Annotated in this window: 18 protein-coding genes; 7 read left to right on the top strand and 11 right to left on the bottom strand. The window is 31.7% G+C overall.

Features of this window, described 5'->3' with window-relative positions; genetic code table 11:
- On the top strand, window positions 1–882 hold the full coding sequence (gene cysM, locus QYS48_RS12780) for a cysteine synthase CysM (RefSeq protein WP_308356245.1): 882 nt from the start codon (window positions 1–3) through the stop codon (window positions 880–882).
- Here the strand turns inward: cysM and truA are convergent, their stop codons facing one another.
- Genes truA through QYS48_RS12760 form a run of 4 tightly spaced genes read right to left on the bottom strand, consistent with a single transcriptional unit; the run spans window position 883 to window position 3,438 of the window.
- The gene (gene truA / locus QYS48_RS12775; protein WP_308356244.1) at window positions 883–1,665 is read right to left on the bottom strand and encodes a tRNA pseudouridine(38-40) synthase TruA; all 783 of its coding nucleotides are present in this window, start codon (window positions 1,663–1,665) and stop codon (window positions 883–885) included.
- Window positions 1,666–1,671: 6 nt separating this feature from the next.
- A complete protein-coding gene (locus QYS48_RS12770; RefSeq protein ID WP_302101376.1) occupies window positions 1,672–2,145 on the bottom strand; it encodes a hypothetical protein in 474 nt (157 codons plus the stop codon).
- 4 nt (window positions 2,146–2,149) lie between these two features.
- Window positions 2,150–2,578, bottom strand: coding sequence for a DUF2141 domain-containing protein (locus QYS48_RS12765; protein ID WP_302101377.1), 429 nt, complete (start codon window positions 2,576–2,578; stop codon window positions 2,150–2,152).
- Entirely contained in the window at window positions 2,575–3,438 is an 864-nt protein-coding gene (locus QYS48_RS12760; protein ID WP_308356243.1) for a hypothetical protein, read from the bottom strand. The genes QYS48_RS12765 and QYS48_RS12760 overlap by 4 nt, the downstream gene beginning before the upstream one ends.
- A gap of 237 nt (window positions 3,439–3,675) precedes the next feature.
- Between QYS48_RS12760 and QYS48_RS12755 the strand changes: the two genes are divergently transcribed.
- Window positions 3,676–5,400, top strand: coding sequence for an amino acid carrier protein (locus tag QYS48_RS12755; protein WP_308356242.1), 1,725 nt, complete (start codon window positions 3,676–3,678; stop codon window positions 5,398–5,400).
- Window positions 5,401–5,501: 101 nt separating this feature from the next.
- Here QYS48_RS12755 and QYS48_RS12750 read toward each other — a convergent pair whose 3' ends face one another.
- Both QYS48_RS12750 and QYS48_RS12745 read right to left on the bottom strand, forming a co-directional pair.
- Complete coding sequence (locus QYS48_RS12750; RefSeq protein WP_308356241.1) at window positions 5,502–5,867, bottom strand: hypothetical protein; 366 nt, start codon at window positions 5,865–5,867, stop codon at window positions 5,502–5,504.
- Between the two features lie 173 nt (window positions 5,868–6,040).
- Window positions 6,041–6,898: a fructosamine kinase family protein gene (locus QYS48_RS12745; protein ID WP_308356240.1), complete on the bottom strand. Its 858-nt coding sequence runs from the start codon at window positions 6,896–6,898 to the stop codon at window positions 6,041–6,043.
- A 180-nt stretch (window positions 6,899–7,078) separates the two neighbouring features.
- Here QYS48_RS12745 and QYS48_RS12740 point away from each other — a divergent pair, with 180 nt between their 5' ends.
- The 3 genes from QYS48_RS12740 to QYS48_RS12730 all read left to right on the top strand — a co-directional run bounded on the left by QYS48_RS12740 (window position 7,079) and on the right by QYS48_RS12730 (window position 12,625).
- On the top strand, window positions 7,079–7,582 hold the full coding sequence (locus tag QYS48_RS12740; RefSeq protein WP_308356239.1) for a dihydrofolate reductase: 504 nt from the start codon (window positions 7,079–7,081) through the stop codon (window positions 7,580–7,582).
- Window positions 7,583–7,698: 116 nt separating this feature from the next.
- A complete protein-coding gene (locus QYS48_RS12735) occupies window positions 7,699–10,275 on the top strand; it encodes a PAS domain S-box protein (RefSeq protein ID WP_308356238.1) in 2,577 nt (858 codons plus the stop codon).
- 67 nt (window positions 10,276–10,342) lie between these two features.
- Window positions 10,343–12,625, top strand: a complete 2,283-nt coding sequence (locus QYS48_RS12730; RefSeq protein WP_308356237.1) for a DUF5916 domain-containing protein — start codon at window positions 10,343–10,345, stop codon at window positions 12,623–12,625.
- Here QYS48_RS12730 and QYS48_RS12725 read toward each other — a convergent pair whose 3' ends face one another.
- Window positions 12,626–13,168 (bottom strand): DsrE family protein, encoded by a 543-nt coding sequence (locus QYS48_RS12725; protein WP_308356236.1) that lies wholly within the window; start codon window positions 13,166–13,168, stop codon window positions 12,626–12,628. It abuts the gene before it with no gap.
- Between the two features lie 158 nt (window positions 13,169–13,326).
- Between QYS48_RS12725 and QYS48_RS12720 the strand changes: the two genes are divergently transcribed.
- Window positions 13,327–14,079 (top strand): isoprenylcysteine carboxylmethyltransferase family protein, encoded by a 753-nt coding sequence (locus QYS48_RS12720; protein ID WP_308356235.1) that lies wholly within the window; start codon window positions 13,327–13,329, stop codon window positions 14,077–14,079.
- A 32-nt stretch (window positions 14,080–14,111) separates the two neighbouring features.
- Here the strand turns inward: QYS48_RS12720 and QYS48_RS12715 are convergent, their stop codons facing one another.
- On the bottom strand, window positions 14,112–14,774 hold the full coding sequence (locus tag QYS48_RS12715; protein WP_308356234.1) for a hypothetical protein: 663 nt from the start codon (window positions 14,772–14,774) through the stop codon (window positions 14,112–14,114).
- Window positions 14,774–15,460 (bottom strand): SGNH/GDSL hydrolase family protein, encoded by a 687-nt coding sequence (locus QYS48_RS12710; protein WP_302124131.1) that lies wholly within the window; start codon window positions 15,458–15,460, stop codon window positions 14,774–14,776. The genes QYS48_RS12715 and QYS48_RS12710 overlap by 1 nt, the downstream gene beginning before the upstream one ends.
- A 298-nt stretch (window positions 15,461–15,758) precedes the next feature.
- On the opposite strand from QYS48_RS12710, the gene QYS48_RS12705 reads away from it, so the two are divergent.
- Window positions 15,759–17,333: an OmpA family protein gene (locus QYS48_RS12705; RefSeq protein ID WP_308356231.1), complete on the top strand. Its 1,575-nt coding sequence runs from the start codon at window positions 15,759–15,761 to the stop codon at window positions 17,331–17,333.
- Here QYS48_RS12705 and QYS48_RS12700 read toward each other — a convergent pair.
- Together QYS48_RS12700 and QYS48_RS12695 are read right to left on the bottom strand one after the other, a co-directional pair.
- A complete protein-coding gene (locus QYS48_RS12700; RefSeq protein WP_302101395.1) occupies window positions 17,321–17,677 on the bottom strand; it encodes an MmcQ/YjbR family DNA-binding protein in 357 nt (118 codons plus the stop codon). The genes QYS48_RS12705 and QYS48_RS12700 overlap by 13 nt on opposite strands.
- Before the next feature lie 39 nt (window positions 17,678–17,716).
- Complete coding sequence (locus tag QYS48_RS12695; protein WP_302101396.1) at window positions 17,717–17,947, bottom strand: DUF6728 family protein; 231 nt, start codon at window positions 17,945–17,947, stop codon at window positions 17,717–17,719.
- Window positions 17,948–17,972: the final 25 nt, after the last annotated feature.

Below are 17,972 nucleotides of genomic sequence, written 5' to 3'. Positions count from 1 at the left end.
ATGTTTGTAGAAGACTTAGTGGGAAATACTCCAATTGTAGAATTAAAGAATATTCCCACAAATAAAAACGTAAAAATTTATTGTAAACTTGAAGGGCAAAATCCAGGTGGTAGTGTAAAAGATAGAGCTGCTTTAGGGATGATTAGTGCTGCCTTAGAAAGAGGTGATATAAAAGCAGGAGATAAATTAGTAGAAGCAACTAGTGGAAATACGGGTATTGCGCTTGCCATGATTGCTAAGCTTAAGGGCTTACATATGACTCTAATAATGCCTGAGAACTCTACAGCAGAAAGAATTCAAACAATGGAAGCTTATGGTGCTGAGGTAATATTAACTAAAGCTGAAGGCACTATTGAATATTCCCGAACAGTTGCAGAAGAAATGGCTGCAAGCGGTAAGTATTATATGCTTAATCAATTTGGAAATGCTGATAACTATAAGCAGCATTATAAAACTACAGGACCTGAAATCTGGAATGATACTCAAGGCAAAATCACCCATTTTGTTTCTGCTATGGGTACTACAGGTACAATAATGGGAGTATCGAGATATTTGAAAGAGCAAAATCCTGATGTTCAAATTGTGGGAACACAGCCAACTGATGGTTCAAAAATTCCAGGAATTAGAAGATGGTCTCCTGAATTTTTACCGAAAATATTTGAAGCAGAAAGAGTGAATAGAACCATTGATGTTAGTGAAGAAAACGCAACTGACATGACCAGAAGAATGGCAAAAGAGGAAGGTATTTTAGCAGGTATGAGCAGTGGAGGAGCTCTTTATGCTGCATTAGAAATTGCCAAAGAAATAGATTCAGGTGTGATTGTATGCATTACCTGTGACAGAGGAGATCGCTATTTAAGCTCAGGCTTATTTAAAGTATAATTATTTAAACTTTACATTTTTCACCATTAAACCTGAAGCTGCAGCATTGAATTTTTCAAAAGCAGCTTCTTTTCCTTTTAAGGTGTTTTCTAAATCTTTTATAGAAATCTCCCCCATCCCAATTTTAATTAAGGCGCCCATCATATATCGAACTTGATAACGCATAAACCCTTTTCCGGTAACAGAAAAAACGTAACTGTCCTCTGGAAAAAAACTAGCAGTTAATTCTTGATTAGGCTCTATCTTACTATCCTCAATGTATCGCTCTGTATTTTTATTTTCAGCATCTCCTGTCATAAAAAATTTGAAGTCATGTAAGCCTTTATATATGCTGGCTGCACTTATCATGGCCTCAATATCTAAAGGTGCTTGAATACAATTCATTAATGGCGAGGCAAAAGGATATTTTTCTTGAACTGAAGCAAAATAATAATGATAGGTTTTGAGTTCAACATCTTGAATAACATTGAATTTAGCGTCAACAACTGATATATTTTTCACTTTAATATCAGGGGGTAAGTTATAATCAAGCTCTTGAATAAAACTATCGAGCTCAAGCTCATGATTTGTAAAAAGCTCAAAATAAGAACTTTCAGCAGATACCATAGCGTCAGTCCTGCCAGATGCTAATATTTTAAATGTCTGCTGTTCGAAGAGAAATTTAAAAGTCCTTTCTAGCATTCCTTGAAGCGTTTTCACTTCCTTTTGAAATTGCCAGCCATGATATCTAAATCCTAAATATTGAATTTCAATTAAGTAAAAAAACTTATACCGTGAAGCCATTAATTTTTATTTACACAATACAGCGCTAACCTCAGAATGACCTCTATTGGTTCTGCAGCTCCAAGCATTCTTAATATCTACGACCTGCCAAATGCTTCCTCCTAATTTTAATTCAACCCTGTAATACTCATCTGCAATGGAATCATCTGGTATACTTTTCTTTTCAACCATCACTACCACATGAGTTATAAGTTCATTACCTGATAAACTTTTTGCTAAGATTTTCACATTTGGCCCTATCATTTGCTGTCCTGCTATTCTAATAGCAATCGTAATAGGGCTATATGCCCAACTAAGACGCATGCTACTTGCCTTTTCAATAGACTTATTGATTTCATCTATTTTAATATTTTCACCTTTTTCAAATACTTGTTCTTCTAAATCCCATAAAGGATCTTGAGTTTCATTTTGATCAGATTTTTGTGAGCATGAGAAAATAAATAATACAAATGCTAATGCTAAATATTTAGTGTACATCATTGAACTAATAAAATATTTTCATTTTGATTTTAAGAGGTTCTGTCCCCAAAGTGAATTTTGCTTCTTCATATTTTGGTGCACTGAACATATTCACAGCATCATTACTAGCACCATATCCTTCTTCAGGAGCACCTACAAAATTGGTATCCATTTCTTCATTTCCATTTTCATCATGTAAAAAAACAATGGCATAATCTCCTTCCGGAAGATTGTCTATAGATATCGTATGAATTTTTTGATTCACCTTAACTTTTTTATTGACCACTGCATTTTCGGCATTTCTTGGGAAGTCCTCAGCATTATCAAATACCGATAATAATATATGGCCTTTTTCATTTCTAAATTCACCTATTTCAATCTCTAATTGGGTTTGTGTATCTAAATGGAAGGATACTAATGCAAATAATAATGGGATAAATGAATTAATAATCATGGCTTAATGGTTAAAAGTTTATTTTCTAAATCAATATTTACTTTTCCAAATCTTTCCAATACATCAAAACTGATTAGCATAGATCTTGTCAAGTCTTTTGAAACAACGGCTTCCAGATCATTTAATTGTTGTTCTCCTAATCCTAATGAATTTAAATTAAAAACATGAGGGGGTTCAAATTCTTTCTTATCATCAATAAAGTGATAATAATTTCCTTGTTTCCATTCTTTATATCCCAATGTTTTGGTCTGAATTAAGGTCTTGGCAATATCTCGAGAAACAATTACCTCCTGTGAAGTTTTCTCTAAACCAATGTATATTTTTAATACATCATTAACCATCACAGGAATTTCAACTTCACCTGAATCACTCAATTGAATAGGAATTGAAATCTCATCCCTTTTAAAAGCCTCATCCATAAAAACCTTATCCATATTAGTTGGCTCTTCTGCTTTTTCAGGATATATCATTTTGAACTCATCAATTGACCAATCCGACCAGTACAAAATAAATTTTTTGTTCCCAAAAACGATTTTAATATCCTCCAGATTTGGCTTTGTTGGTTTACCAGCATTCCATCTTCCTTCGTACATCTCACCAGATTTAGCTATCATTCCTTTTAGGTCGCCATAAACCCAACTATCTAATCCACCTTGTAAATAAACTAATTTAAAAACATCGTCATTTTTAGCTAATGCAATTGAATAAGACCTGCTATTTCCAGATAAAGAGTAAACTCCTTCAATTGGTTCTCTGCCAACATTTATCCATTTCTGTTTTAAGCTGTCTAATTCAAACTGTGCTTGTATTGAAAAGATGGATATACAGCTGAATAGGAATGTGAGTAGTATTTTACGCATGATAAATAGGTGAAATTTTAAGATCAAGTCAAAGATAAAGGCAAATCCCTAAATAGTAAAAAATAGTAGAGTTAAAATCCACTTTGGCTTGGTTCGTTTAAAACCATTTATGTCTTAGAAATTTATCATTTCTACAAACCAATCATAAAAACAGTAGGATCAAATCATTTATCTAATGTAATTTTTGTTAGTTTTGTCACCATTCTAAAAAAAGTACACTAACTGAACTATAGCTTTATGCAAGAAGTAAATAATTTTCTGATTTTAATTGATAGCTTTATTGGTAGTGCAACTTGGTTTCCATACGCGCTATTAGGAACGGGTTTATTTTTCACGTTTTATCTTAAATTTCCTCAAATACGATTTTTTAAGCACGCTGTAAAAATTGTATCTGGTAAATTTGACCGTAAAGATTTACCTGGAGATACCTCTCACTTTCAAGCTTTAGCTACAGCATTATCAGGTACAGTAGGAACTGGTAATATTGCCGGTGTTGCATTTGCAATTCACTTAGGTGGACCCGCTGCATTATTCTGGATGCTTGTAACCGCTGCAATCGGTATGTGTACAAAATTTGTTGAAGTTTCACTTTCTCATAAATATAGAACAAAACTAGATGATGGTACAATGGCAGGTGGTCCGATGTACTACATGAAGAATGCAAACTTCACATTCAATGGTAAAAAAGTAAACTTAAAATGGTTAGCTGCAATCTTTGCATTTGCAACTGTTTTATCTTCCTTTGGAACAGGTAGTTTACCTCAAATCAATAGTATCTCTAGCACATTATTGGCTACTTTCGGAATCGACCAAGTTTTAACAGGAGCCGTATTAGCAGTACTTTTAGGTTTGGTGATTATTGGAGGTATTAAAAGAATTGCAGCTGTAACTTCTAAGCTTGTACCAGGAATGGCAATTATATATTTCATTGGTGCATTTGCAGTTATTCTATTTAATTATGAAAATATTATTCCTTCATTCATCGCTATTTTCGGAGATGTATTCACTGGATCTGCAGCTACTGGCGGTTTTATTGGAGCTAATATAGCATACGCATTTAACAGAGGAGTAAACAGAGGATTATTCTCAAATGAGGCTGGACAAGGTTCTGCCCCAATTGCGCACGCATCTGCAAAAGCAAATGAACCTTTATCCGAAGGTATGGTGGCAATTTTAGAGCCTTTTATCGATACTATCATTATCTGTACTGTAACTGGATTAGTTTTATTATCATCTGGTGCGTGGAATGAAAAGCATGTGAATCAATTTGAATATGCTGAAATTGAAATTCTTGAAAAAGAATATGTTGAGTCAAATGAGGGGCATAAAAATAAAATCTACATGCACATTAATGATGTAGAGAAGCTTCCTACTTATACAGGTGAGTTAAAGGTAGTAGACGGAAAAATTCAAAATGATGACTTTACTTTCATTCATAGTAGAAGTTTTGCCGATAACATTACAGTTTATAAAGATGAAGATTTATTAACCGATGAAGTGTTTACAGGATCTGTAGCCGTTACAAACGGAAAGATTTCTGATGATCGACCAATTAAGTTTATTGGTGAATCTTTGGTACATAGTGCGCCATTAACAGCTTTGGCATTTAAAAGAGGATTTTTTGGTGACTTTGGTCAATATATAGTTTCAATTGGTTTGTTATTATTCGCATTTAGTACAGCGATTAGCTGGTCATATTATGGCGACAGAGCAATGACATATCTATTTGGGCCTAAATCGGTTATTTATTATAGAATTGTATATGTTGTAGCCTTTTTCTTTGCAGCATTTCAAGATACTACTATTATCTGGACATTATCTGCGATTACCATTGCATTAATGACACTTCCTAACTTAGTTGGTATTTTATGGTTAAGGAAGGATATGAAGCGAACCATTTCTGAATATGGTGATTTCTTTGAAGAAAATTTCCCTGGTGAAGATCACCCTAAATTCAAATAGAAATAATTAAAAATACTATAAATAATAAAGGCTGTCCTCATGAGGCAGCCTTTTTTATAGATATTCCATAAAATTTTATTTTCACATTTTAGAAATTCATTTTAAAATACTTTGTAAAAGTTTTTGTTTCCTGAAGACATTAAATAATCAGCTTTAGTTAACAATCTTGTTAAAAACGCATTATTTTCATCTTCTAATTGATGGGATCCTTGATAAACAATCTCATCATTCTCTCCTAATACTACAATAATCTCTGCATTAGCACATTCTAAAATCCCTTCTCTTCTTAAATCATTTTCAATATTAGAAAATTCATAATCTAACTCTAACATTTCAATCATTTCAGTATCTGAATAGGAAGGAGTTTCTGATTTTTCCTTCGGATCAGCAAAGGCAGTTACACTAAAGGCTAAGCTAAAAATTAAGCTTAAAGCAATCATTCTGGCGGTGGTTTTAACAGTTTTCATTTTCTTAGATTTTTTGTGAATTTATTATTTTGTTATTGTTTCTATATCTAAGACGCTGCCAAAATTACAATAGTTGCAGATATGCATTTAAATGAATTAAACAGGCTTTTTGATTTTATACAAATGTAAAATAGTTCGAAATCGAACACATTTTCATTCACTTTCGTACATTTTCATACATATTTTTTCAAACTACTTATCACGGAATGGTAATACCCAGTACCAAATAAATTCAAATGGACTAATAAGGGATATAAGTTATATAAATCTATTCTTTCATTAAAATTTGGCTCTAACCGATATTGATTTTGATAACTATCATAAAACGTGCTATCAAAACCACCAAATAAATGAGTGAATGCCAAATCAATTTCTCGAAAACTGTAATGAACCGCAGGATCTATTAAATAAGGTCTATCATTTTCTCCTATTATGAAATTACCACTCCATAAATCGCCATGTACTAAGGAGGGTTTAGTATCTGGTAAAATTGAAGGTAAGTTTAAAAATAGTTTGTCAAACAATTTAAGTTCATTCCTACTCAGTAGATTCTTCTTTTTTGCTAACCCTAATTGTGGAGAAAGTCTTTGGTGTATAAAAAAATCACGAAAATTATCTTGCGGCTTATTTGATTGTTCTAAAGCTCCAATAAAGTTATTTTCTTCCCACCCATAAAATGGTGCTGGCTCCTTATGCATATTAGCTAATTGCCTTCCAAAATTTTCCCAAGACTGATGACTTTTTATTCCTGAATTGATGAACTCTAAAATTAATATTTCATAGCCATTCAGTTTTTTAAAACATATGATTTGAGGAGTTGCTATACAATTCAAATTATCTATAGCATTTAAAGCCTCCACTTCCTTTTCAATTATCCCCTCTATTTGATTATTAAACTTTACGAAATAACTTGTATCATTTAATGAATACTTATAAGCTTCATTGATACTCCCTCCTCCTACGGTAATAAAATTATTTACGCTTGCTTGATGAAAATCAGATATAAAAGCTCTTATAGCATTAGGAATCATAGCAATAAATTATTTGATGAACCCATTGAAGAAGATAAAATTTGATTAAAAATCAAAAAAGATAAAACCCTTAATAAATTAGTATTTTAAAACCTGAGTAAATGAATAAATTGTGTTTAATTCATAAAAGAATTTTAAACCTTAATTTTGAATACAAATTAATACTATAAATTTGATTCTATGATAATATCAATGATAGTCGCAAGAGCCATTAATAATGCAATAGGAAAGAATAATGACATGATATGGCACCTTCCAGATGATCTCAAATACTTTAAAGATAAAACACGTAACCACCACATTTTGATGGGTCGGAAAAATTTCGATTCATTAGGCGAGAAGTTCCAGCCATTACCCAACAGAATAAATATAGTCATTACCAGAAATAAAGAATGGGAACATGACGGCACCATTGTATTTCACAATATTGAAGAAGGAATACAATACGCAAAAGAAAATAAGGAAGAAGAATTATTCATAATCGGAGGTGGCCAAATTTACGAGCAAGGCTTACAATTTGCTGACAGGCTTTACATAACTGAAGTAAATGCAAAATTTCCTGATGCAGATGCTTTTTTTCCGGATTTTGACAAATCAAATTGGAAAGAAGTAAGTAGTGAGCATCACCCAACAGATGAGAAACATCAATTTGACTTTACATATAAAGTATATGAGAGAGCATAACTTATTCTATATGTTCGTGTACCTTTTCGCACCAATTAAAATTGCAAAAAAACTTGTAATCATGTAATTTTAGTAAGATAAAACTAAGTATTTTTTGCTGATTTAAATTTTTTAAAATGGTTGAAGAAAAGGCAATATCATTAAATAAAATTATGGCTTTAAGCCAAGATATTGCTTTTACACTTGACATATCAGGAAATTTCATATTCGTTTATGAGAATTGCGAAGAATTATTAGGCTATAAAGCTGATGAATTAATTCACCGCAACATTTCCAAATTCACTGCAAATAATAAAAATGAAATTGTTGAATTACTAAAAGAAATTCAGAATTCTAAATCTGTAAAAAATTATTCATTTTTATTTATCCATAAAAATGAAAATAGGCTCCCATTAAAAACAAAGATTCAATTTGATAAAAATACTGAGATTATATACTGCCTAGCCAGAAAAGAGGAGTTTGAAGACCCTGACAATATCAATAAATCTCAAATTCTACAATCCCCTATCTCCTTAATAAACAATACAAACAATCTGATATGGAGTATTGATAAGGATTATAAGCTATTAGCCTTTAATAAAAGCATGAAAGACAGATTTAAATCAAATTTGTATTATGATTTAAGTGTTGGAGTTAATATGCTTGAGATACCTCATCTAACTGAGGAATATTTAAAGATTTGGAAGGATCTTTATGATAGATGTTTCAAGGGTGAAGAAATTAATGTTGAGATTGCTCCTAACGGAAATCCTGAAATAGAGGAAGCTTGGATTCTTGCTAATCTTACCCCTATCTATGAAGACAAGAACATAATTGGCTTAGTTTGTCATTCCACTGATATTACCCATAAAAAGCAAATAGAAAACGAACAATTTAAAAGGTATGAACTAATTCAAAATATAATTGACCATATTCCCTTGGGAGTTGCTGTGAACATAATAAGTACAGGACAGCAAGTTATGATGAATAAAAAGTTTAGTGAGACTTATGGCTGGGAAGAAAAAGATTTAAAGGATGTAAATGCTTTCTTTGAAAAAGTATATCCTGATCCAACTTATAGGCATGAAATGATTGCCAAAGTAATGGGTGATATTGCAACAGGAGATGTAAATAAAATGCAGTGGAATGAAATCAGGGTTACCACTAAAACTGGAGATACTAAATATATAGATGCAAAGAATATTCCGCTCTCAGAATTAGATTTAATGATTTCAACTGTACAAGACGTAACAGAAAAGGTTAAAACTAAATTTGAAATTCAAAAAGCACTAGCCGATAAGAAAAATATTCTAGAAAGTATTTCAGATGCCTTTTACGCATTAGATAAAGATTATAATTTCACTTACCTTAACAAGAGCGCTCAAAAATTACTTAATAGAAATGAGAACGAATTATTAGGTAAAAACTTATTCAAAGAATTTCCGGAATTAAGCGAAACCGTTTTTAAAGGTTATCTAGAAAAAGTAAAAAAATCATCAAAATTAGCACAGTTTGAGTTTTATTTCCCTCCATTCAAAATTTGGTTTGATGAGTGTATTTATCCTAGTAAGGAAGGATTTTCCATTTACTTCAAAGACATAACCGAAAGAAAAATAATACAAGAAGAGCTAGAAAATGCGTATGAGAAAGAAAACGAAATATTAGAAAGCATTTCGGATGCTTTTTTAGCAGTTGATAATGATTATAATTTTATATATCTCAATAAAAAAGCTGAAAAACTCCTAAATCTTCAGAAAACAAATGCCATTGGTAGAAATATGTGGGATATTTTTGACTATACTAAAGATAGTATTGCTGCAAAAGAATATAATCTAGCAATTAAAAACAATGAAACTCGCTCTTTTGACTTTTATAATGATGTATTAAAAGTGTGGTTTAACATCAGAGCTTATCCTTCCAAAAATGGATTATCTATTTATTTTACGGATATCACACATGAAAAGGAGCATCAAAAAAAATTAGAAGCTTTAAACCTTAAGCTTAAGAAATACACAAAAAAGCTGGAAGAAAGCAATCAAGAATTAGAGCAATTCGCCTACATAGCTTCACATGATTTACAGGAACCGCTAAGAATGGTCTCGAGTTTCATGGAACAATTGCAAAATAAATATGAAGGTCAATTAGATGATAAAGCACAAACATATATAAACTTTGCAGTTGATGGTGCTAAAAGAATGCGGCAAATAATTATTGATTTATTGGAATACTCCAGAGCAGGTAATCAGGAAGAAAATTTAGAACAACTTGATTTTAATGAAGAGCTATCCGAAGTTTTAAGCTTATTGCATACTAGTTTAACTGAGAAAACAGTTGATTTAAATGTTGATGAACTACCTTCAGTTTTATTTAGCAAAACAGCGATAAGACAAGTTTTTCATAATTTAATAGGTAATGCCATTAAATACACCCTTAAAGATCAATCCATAAAAATTGACATCTCATGGAAAGAAGATAAAAGGTTTTTTATATTTAGAATTCAAGATAATGGCATTGGCATAGATGAAAAATATCATGATAAAATCTTTCAGATTTTCCAAAGACTACATTCAAAATCAAGCTATTCAGGCACAGGTTTAGGATTAGCAATATGTAAAAAAATTCTTAAGAAATATGGGGGTGATATATGGGTGGAATCAAAAGTTGGAGAAGGAAGCAGTTTCTTTTTTAGTATTCCTAAGAAAATAAAGTTGTAAAAAATTATAAGTCCGTCTATAAAATTGTTCAAACATGCGATCGCATTAATTTGTAGTATTGCCTCTTATGAATGTACGATCAATATATCTTACTATTGCATTTTTCTTTGCCTCAATAATTACTTCCTTTGCTCAAAATGTAGCTCAGGAAACAGTTTATAACCTTCAAAAAACAACTGAGAAGATTGTACTTGATGGAATTTTGAATGAATTAATCTGGCAAGAAACAGAAGTAGCTACTGATTTTTATATGGTAATTCCAGATGATAATAGATCTGCGGAATTGGAATCGGAAGTAAGAATGACCTACGATAATGAAAACTTCTATTTTGCCATTACTTGTTTTGATGGACAGGACGGCTATGTAGTACAATCCTTAAGAAGAGATTGGGACTGGCCCTTAAATGAAAATTTCAGCATATATATAGACCCTTATAATGATTTCACTAATGGCTTTTCATTTGGAATAACACCTTACGGTGTCCAAAGAGAGGGTACTATAGATGAAGGAACAAATGTTAATGAAGATTGGGATAACAAATGGAGTTCAAATGTAAAGAAATATGATGATAGATGGATAGCTGAAATCGCTATTCCATTTAAATCTATCAGATATGCAGAAGGTAATCGAAATTGGAATATCCAATTTTTTAGAAATCATTTAAAAAGAAATGAAAGAAGTAGCTGGATAGCAGTAGAACAACAATATACACCTTCCGCCCTTACATTTAGTGGTAAAGTATTGTGGCCAGAGGATCCTCCAAAAACAGGTAGTAATATATCCTTCATTCCTTATGTATTGGGAGATTTATCAAGGAATTATGCAGCCAATGAAACCAATTATTCTAAAAAAGCGAATGCTGGTTTCGATGCTAAAATTGGAATTACTCCTGGCTTAAATCTTGATTTAACGGTTAATCCAGATTTCTCACAAGTTGAAGTTGATAGGCAAGTCATAAATTTAAGTCGATTTGAAGTGAGCTTTCCAGAGAGAAGACAATTCTTTCTGGAAAATGCAGACCTTTTTAGCAAATTTGGCTTCCCTCAAAGCAGAGCATTTTTCTCAAGAAGGATAGGAATTAGTACCGATACATTAGGAAGAACTAGACAGGTACCTATAGTAGGTGGAGCCAGATTAAGTGGGAAATTAAATGAAAAACTAAGGCTAGGTTTACTAAACATGAGTACTGCTGAAAATAATGAATTAGGTATACCTTTTCAAAATTATAGTGTTTTGGCATTGCAACAAAATATATTTAGTAGATCAAATGTGGCATTCGTTTTTGCGAACAAGCAAAATATAAATATAGATAAAAGTAGAGAATTCAGTTCTTATAACCCTACAGTAGCCAGAAGGATAGTTCAAAATTCAGACACAACTGTAGAATTCAAGAGTTACAATAGAGTTGTAGGCTTAGAATATAATTTATTCTCTGAAGACACGCGCTGGGCAGGTGACTTTTATTATCAAAAATCATTCGATACCTGGAATGATGATAATACCTATAACCATGGAGCATTTTTAAGATACCAAGAAAGAAATTTTTCAATAAGATGGGTACACACAGCTATTGGAGATGGTTTTAATGCAGAAATGGGATTTGTACCAAGAGTGGGATATAATCAGGGATCTTTTAGTCCCAAATACATTCATTACCCCAAAAGTGATGCTATTATAAACCAAGAAATAAGCTTTGATATATCTTACACTTACAATAATGATTTTTCGAAAAATACTGATCGATCTTTCAGTGTAGATTATGGTGTATCCTTTACCAATACATCTTCCATTTCCGCACAATGGTCAAGAACATACCAATATATGTTCTTTGATTTTAACCCTATTGCTCCAATAGGAAATAGAATTTTACCGCAGGGAAGTGATTACAATTGGAATTCCATGAGATTAAATTATCAATCTGATAGAAGAAAACTTTTAAATATAGACGGATCTCTTACCTATGGTGGATTCTACACAGGAACTCGTTTTAATGCAGGAGGTCAGTTAGCATATAGATTCCAACCTTACGGTTCATTTGCTATTACTTATGATTACAATGCAATTCAACTCTCTGAAGGCTTTGAAAATGCTAACTTTTATCTCCTAGGTCCAAGGCTTGACTTTACTATGACGGACAAAGTATTTTTCACAGGATTTGCTCAATACAATAACCGATTCGATAATGTAAACTATAATTTAAGATTCCAGTGGAGATTTGCACCGGTTTCAGATGTCTTCCTCGTTTATACAGAAAACTTTGCCCCTGGTGGCCCGATAGATTTTGTACCTGGTGAGGACACAAAAAGCAGAGCCATCGTTTTAAAACTTAATTATTGGTTTAACCTTTAGTTAAAACTTAAAGAGTACATAGCCCTCTGAAACATTTTTAGAAATTGTAGTGAGTGCGGATGTAGCCACTTTAGTTTTAGACCATATTTCATCTCTTGCTAAATCCCGAGCCAATAAAGATTGACCGCACACAATCACTTCAGCACCGGCCTCATCCAGAGCTTCCAAAACTGGAATATTAGGATTTTTTGCAATTCTAAATTTTTCGAAATAATTACCGTTTGATAAAATATCTAATACTGCAGGTCCATGAACTACTACCTTTACTTTCAAATTTTCTTTTGGCACTCCTTGAATTCCATGTAAATTCATTAAGCGAGCAACATTATTGATCCAAAAGGAATGTTCTTCAGGATTTTTATTTTCAGATACTAATTCAATAAGAATCTTATATTCTTTATCGGGCTGAACTAATTCAACAGGATCCTCAATTTCATAAATACCACCATATCCTTTCACAATAGGATGTTGTGCTTCTTGAGCTAATATACTGGAGTAACTTAAAGATATTAATAGGGAAAGTATTAGTAATTTATGTTTCATTTTAGTGCGATTTTATAAGCTAAAAATAAGATGAATTTACTTTAATTCTGTATACTTATTGAGAAAATTGAAAACAATTGTCTTTTTCTCTTAATTGGCTTAATTATTTCACGATTTAGTAGTTACTTTGCGACCATAAATTTTGATATAAACAATTAATGGCTTTACAAGAAGAATTTGAAAAACAAGGAGTTTGGTTATTCAAATACAGAGGAACTTTACCTGTATTAATATTATTGATTGGTTTAGCAGTATATCTTTATTCTGTTTTAAACCCTGAAACATTCATAATTCAAGATTCACAAATAAAATCTTATTATTTAATATTCTGTATCGCTGTTAGTTTATTTGGTCAATACATAAGAGCATACACGGTCGGTCATACTCCAAAAAACACTTCTGGAAGAAACACCGAAAAACAACTAGCAGATTCATTAAATACAACGGGGATTTATTCTACTGTTCGACATCCGTTATATGTTGGCAATTTTTTCATGTGGTTTGGACCTGCTCTTTTAACAGAAAATATATGGTTCAATATTGCCTTCATATTATTCTATTGGGTGTATTATGAAAGAATTATGTTCGCTGAAGAACAATTCTTAAGGAGAAAATTTGGAGAAACTTATTTAAAATGGGCAGAAAAAACACCTGCATTCATTCCTTCATTTAAGAACTTTGTAAAACCTAATTTACCATACAGTTGGAAAAAGGTTCTAAAAAAGGAAAAAAATGGGTTTGCAGCAATATTTATAATATTTGCAGCATTTGATATTGCTGGGGAGTTATTAAAAGGATCTAAAAATTTTAATAATTATTTATTGATTGCAGCAGGCATTTCAATCATTTTATATTTAGTGTTAAAGGCTTTGAAGAAATCTTCATTATTAAGAACTGAGCCTAATAGATAATAAAAAAAGCTGTTTCAATAATGAAACAGCTTTTAATTTTCTTCATTTTTCTGTTCAGATTGATTTTCTTTCTTATCCTTTTTATTGAACAGATTCCCGAATATTTTTTTCTTATCATTTGAGGTTGAATCACTTGCCTGTTGATTTCCCTTACCTCCTTCTAATCTCTTTTCTTGTTTGGCTTGCGCTGAGTCTCTTTCAGCAGATTGTTGAATTAGAATATCATTTCCTACTAATAACATATAATTCACAAAATCAACATTGTAGTGAAAGCGTTTTGTATTATCCCAGGGATCAGCACCTTGTGCCAACTGTGCAGAATCTAATTCAGGTGTAAAAGGCACTTTTTCTGGAGCATCTCCCCCTTCAGCAATTTCAGGCAATCCATTTTCACTCACATTTAATAATGAATCAACCTCTTCGCTATATACATTCTTCTGATCGACTTGTAGCAATCCTTGTTCCTTCCAATAGCCGTATTTCTTTTCAGAAATACCATAGATATTGGTTTTATAGTGACCTGTAGATGTTGAAGCTGTTAAAACCAAAGAATCCCCTTGAAACAAGGAAAATCTCTTCCTTTGTTCTTCCTCATCTAGAATGTAGCTACTCTGAAATGCAGCACATACCATTTTATCTTTACAAGCCGTAAAGACAAAAACTAGGATAAAAAATATAGGGATATACTTCTTCATTATTTATTTAATAGCTGATACAAACCAGGTTCAATATAATCCGCCCATTCTTCATACATTTTGGCTGATGGATGTAAATCATCTTTAGCAACATAATCTGTATTCCAAATAGCCTTTAAAGATAAGGGAGTTATATCAAAAAACTCGACACCGTATTCTTCACATATGTTTCTTGCAACCTTATTGTATTTTTTAAGTTCTTTAGCAATTATAGCTCCATTTTTATTATTATTTTTAACAAAAGGAGTAACTCCATAATCTGGAATACTTACAACGAATACATTTTTAGCTTTCTTGTCTGCTAAAGTGATCGCTTTCTTTAATAACTCTTCAAACTCTTCTTCATATTGAATTATCCCATAACCTCTATATTGATTATTAACACCAATAAGAAGACTAACAATATCATAAGTAGTGTTTTCTAATGATTTATCTTTATTGATCGCCTCTATTAATTCATCCGTTGTCCATCCAGTGGTCGCTATTATTTTTTCCACTTCTATTTCAATCCCACGATCATTAAGTTTTTTGGAAAGCACAACTGGCCATCTTTCTTCTTCTTCAACTAACTCACCAATAGTGTAGGAATCACCTAATGCTAAATAGGAATATTTATCTTGTGACATTGATTTCATGCTAATCGAAAATACTATAAATACGATAAGGGCTGATTTAATGATTTTCATTGTTATTAATATAAATAAAATGCAAATTAAAATATATTTATTAGAATGGAAACAATCTTGATATGAACTTACAGTATTAATTACTATTCAATTGTCGAAAATTATGTACTGTTCATGCATTAGAATTGTACAAAAGTTCATATTAATGAAAATTTGATGGTTTTAGTGGATGAAAAGCTAAATTCATGACCTATAAGTATAGGTTTATCGAAAAAACTTATTTCATTCCATAAATTTTCCTTTTTTTTATAAATGTAATAAAATTCGAATAGTTGATTTGACTTTAACACGATAATTATTGAGACTCTTTTTAATCGCTACATATATATTACTTCCTTTTTTCGCTTTTACTCAAGATAAAATCACGACTGAAGGCCTGCCAGGTTCGGTAAATAGTAGTACCCAAGATGTACGGCCAGTAATTTCTGATGATGGAAAAAAAATATACCTAACCCGAAGATTTCATCCTGAAAACATCAGAGGAGATAAAGACTTTCAAGATGTATGGGTTAGTCAATTGGATTCTCGTGGCATATGGACCAAACCCAAAAACATGGGAGAGAAATATAATGATAAACGCCCAAATGATTTAGTGAGAGCTAGCAAAAATGATGATTCTTTGATTTTTGTTAATTCTAGATACAAAGGAATTAACTCAGAATTAGCATTATTTAAAAAAGGAAAATCAGACCCTATTGAACTGCCAATAGATGGATTTTACAATAAAAGTAATTATGTAGACTACGACTACAACTTTAAAAACAACATTATCATCATGGCGGTTGAAAGAAGCGATACTGAAGGAGATCAGGATTTATATTTCAGCATTTATGATGAAACAACAGGTAGATTTACCACACCTAAATCCATGGGGAAAGCATTGAATAGTGAAAAAGCTGACTTTGCTCCTTTCCTAACGAATGACGGATACACTATCTTTTTTGCTAGTTATGGCCATGGTGGACAAGGATCTGCAGACTTATTCATGTCACATAGAACAGGAGGCTGGGACGATTGGTCTGAACCTGAAAACTTAGGAAATGTAATTAATACTAAATTTGAAGAAACATATGTTTCTATTGATCCAAGCTTTAACTATTTATATTATGATTCTTACCCTCCAGGAGCATCTAATAGAAATATATGGAGAGCGACACTTTCAGATGAAATAAAAAATAAAATAACCGCAGCAAAAGAAAGAAAACAAAATAAGCCAGCCCCTCCTCCTGTTACAAAACAGGAAAAACCAATCCAAGAGCCAGAAGCAGAAACTAGTTTAACTGAAAATAACCTTGATGAAACTTCCAATGATACTCAGGAAGAAATTACCAAAACTGATGAAGTGCAACAACCGCCTGTGGAAACAGAAGAGGTAATTGCTGAAAATCCAGTTCCTATTTCCGTTAAAATTGACAGAGAGATGGATTATGTAAAAGAACAAGAGAGAAATAATAAAGGGTTTCTATCGACTTTAGGTAATAAATTAGGTTTTGGTGAGGATGAAGAGATTAATTTGATTGACGCTGGTGCAAAAGGTCAAAAAATCAATAGAAATATTTATTTCAAATTTGACTCCGAAAAAGTTCTAAGTAAATTCGACATGTTATTAGATGAAATTACTGCTATTCTTGAGGAGAAACCTCAATTAAAAATCTTACTTGAAGGACATACTGATGCAATTGGAGGTGAGGATATTAATATAGACTTATCATGTAAAAGATCTAATAATGTGAAGGAAGCATTAATCGAACGTGGAATAAATCAATACAGAATTGAAATTAGTTGTGAAGGTAAAGAAAGGCCAATTGCAACTAATGATGATGAATTTGAAGGTAGAGAATTAAATAGAAGAGTAGAATTTTATCTATTTTGATTTACTTCATCTCTTAGTTTTTTGGGAAGTTTTGATACAACCAAATCGTAGCTGTGATTTATCCAGTGATATATTTCATTATCAGTTAAACTCCCATCAAACTCAATTGTATTCCAATGCTTTTTATTCATGTGATAACCGGGTTTAACCGCTTCGTATTTTTCCCTCAACTTTATTGCTTCATTAGGATCACATTTTAGGTTTACACTTTGAAAAAGCTCAACATCAATCAGGGCAAATATTTTCCCTATTACTTTAAAAACCAATGTATCTTCATCAAAAGGGAAACTTTCCGTTACCCCATATTTTTGAAGGCAGAAGTCTCTAAAGTCTTCAATATTCATCTCTAATTATTAAAACTTCAGTTTTAAATAATGATAAAATTATCTAATGATCGCTCTAGTAACCATAATGATTAATGCAATTAGGAACATGACAATGGATATTTTATTAATGCCATGCATCATTTTAAGGTTAAAGTTATTGGGTGCATCTGGATCTTTTTTACCAAAAAGCCTGGCAAAATAAGTAGTAACTTCTCCTAATTGAAAATATCTTTTCCAATCTTGATTTGTCTCTTTATTTAAATCTTCTAAATCTTTCTGCTCTTTCATAAATATTTATTGAATTCGGTATTGT

The organism is Marivirga arenosa (assembly GCF_030503895.2).
Lineage (GTDB): Bacteria > Bacteroidota > Bacteroidia > Cytophagales > Cyclobacteriaceae > Marivirga > Marivirga arenosa.
Note: the sequence above shows the minus strand (reverse complement) of the source record. Positions and strands in the feature narration are given on the sequence as shown.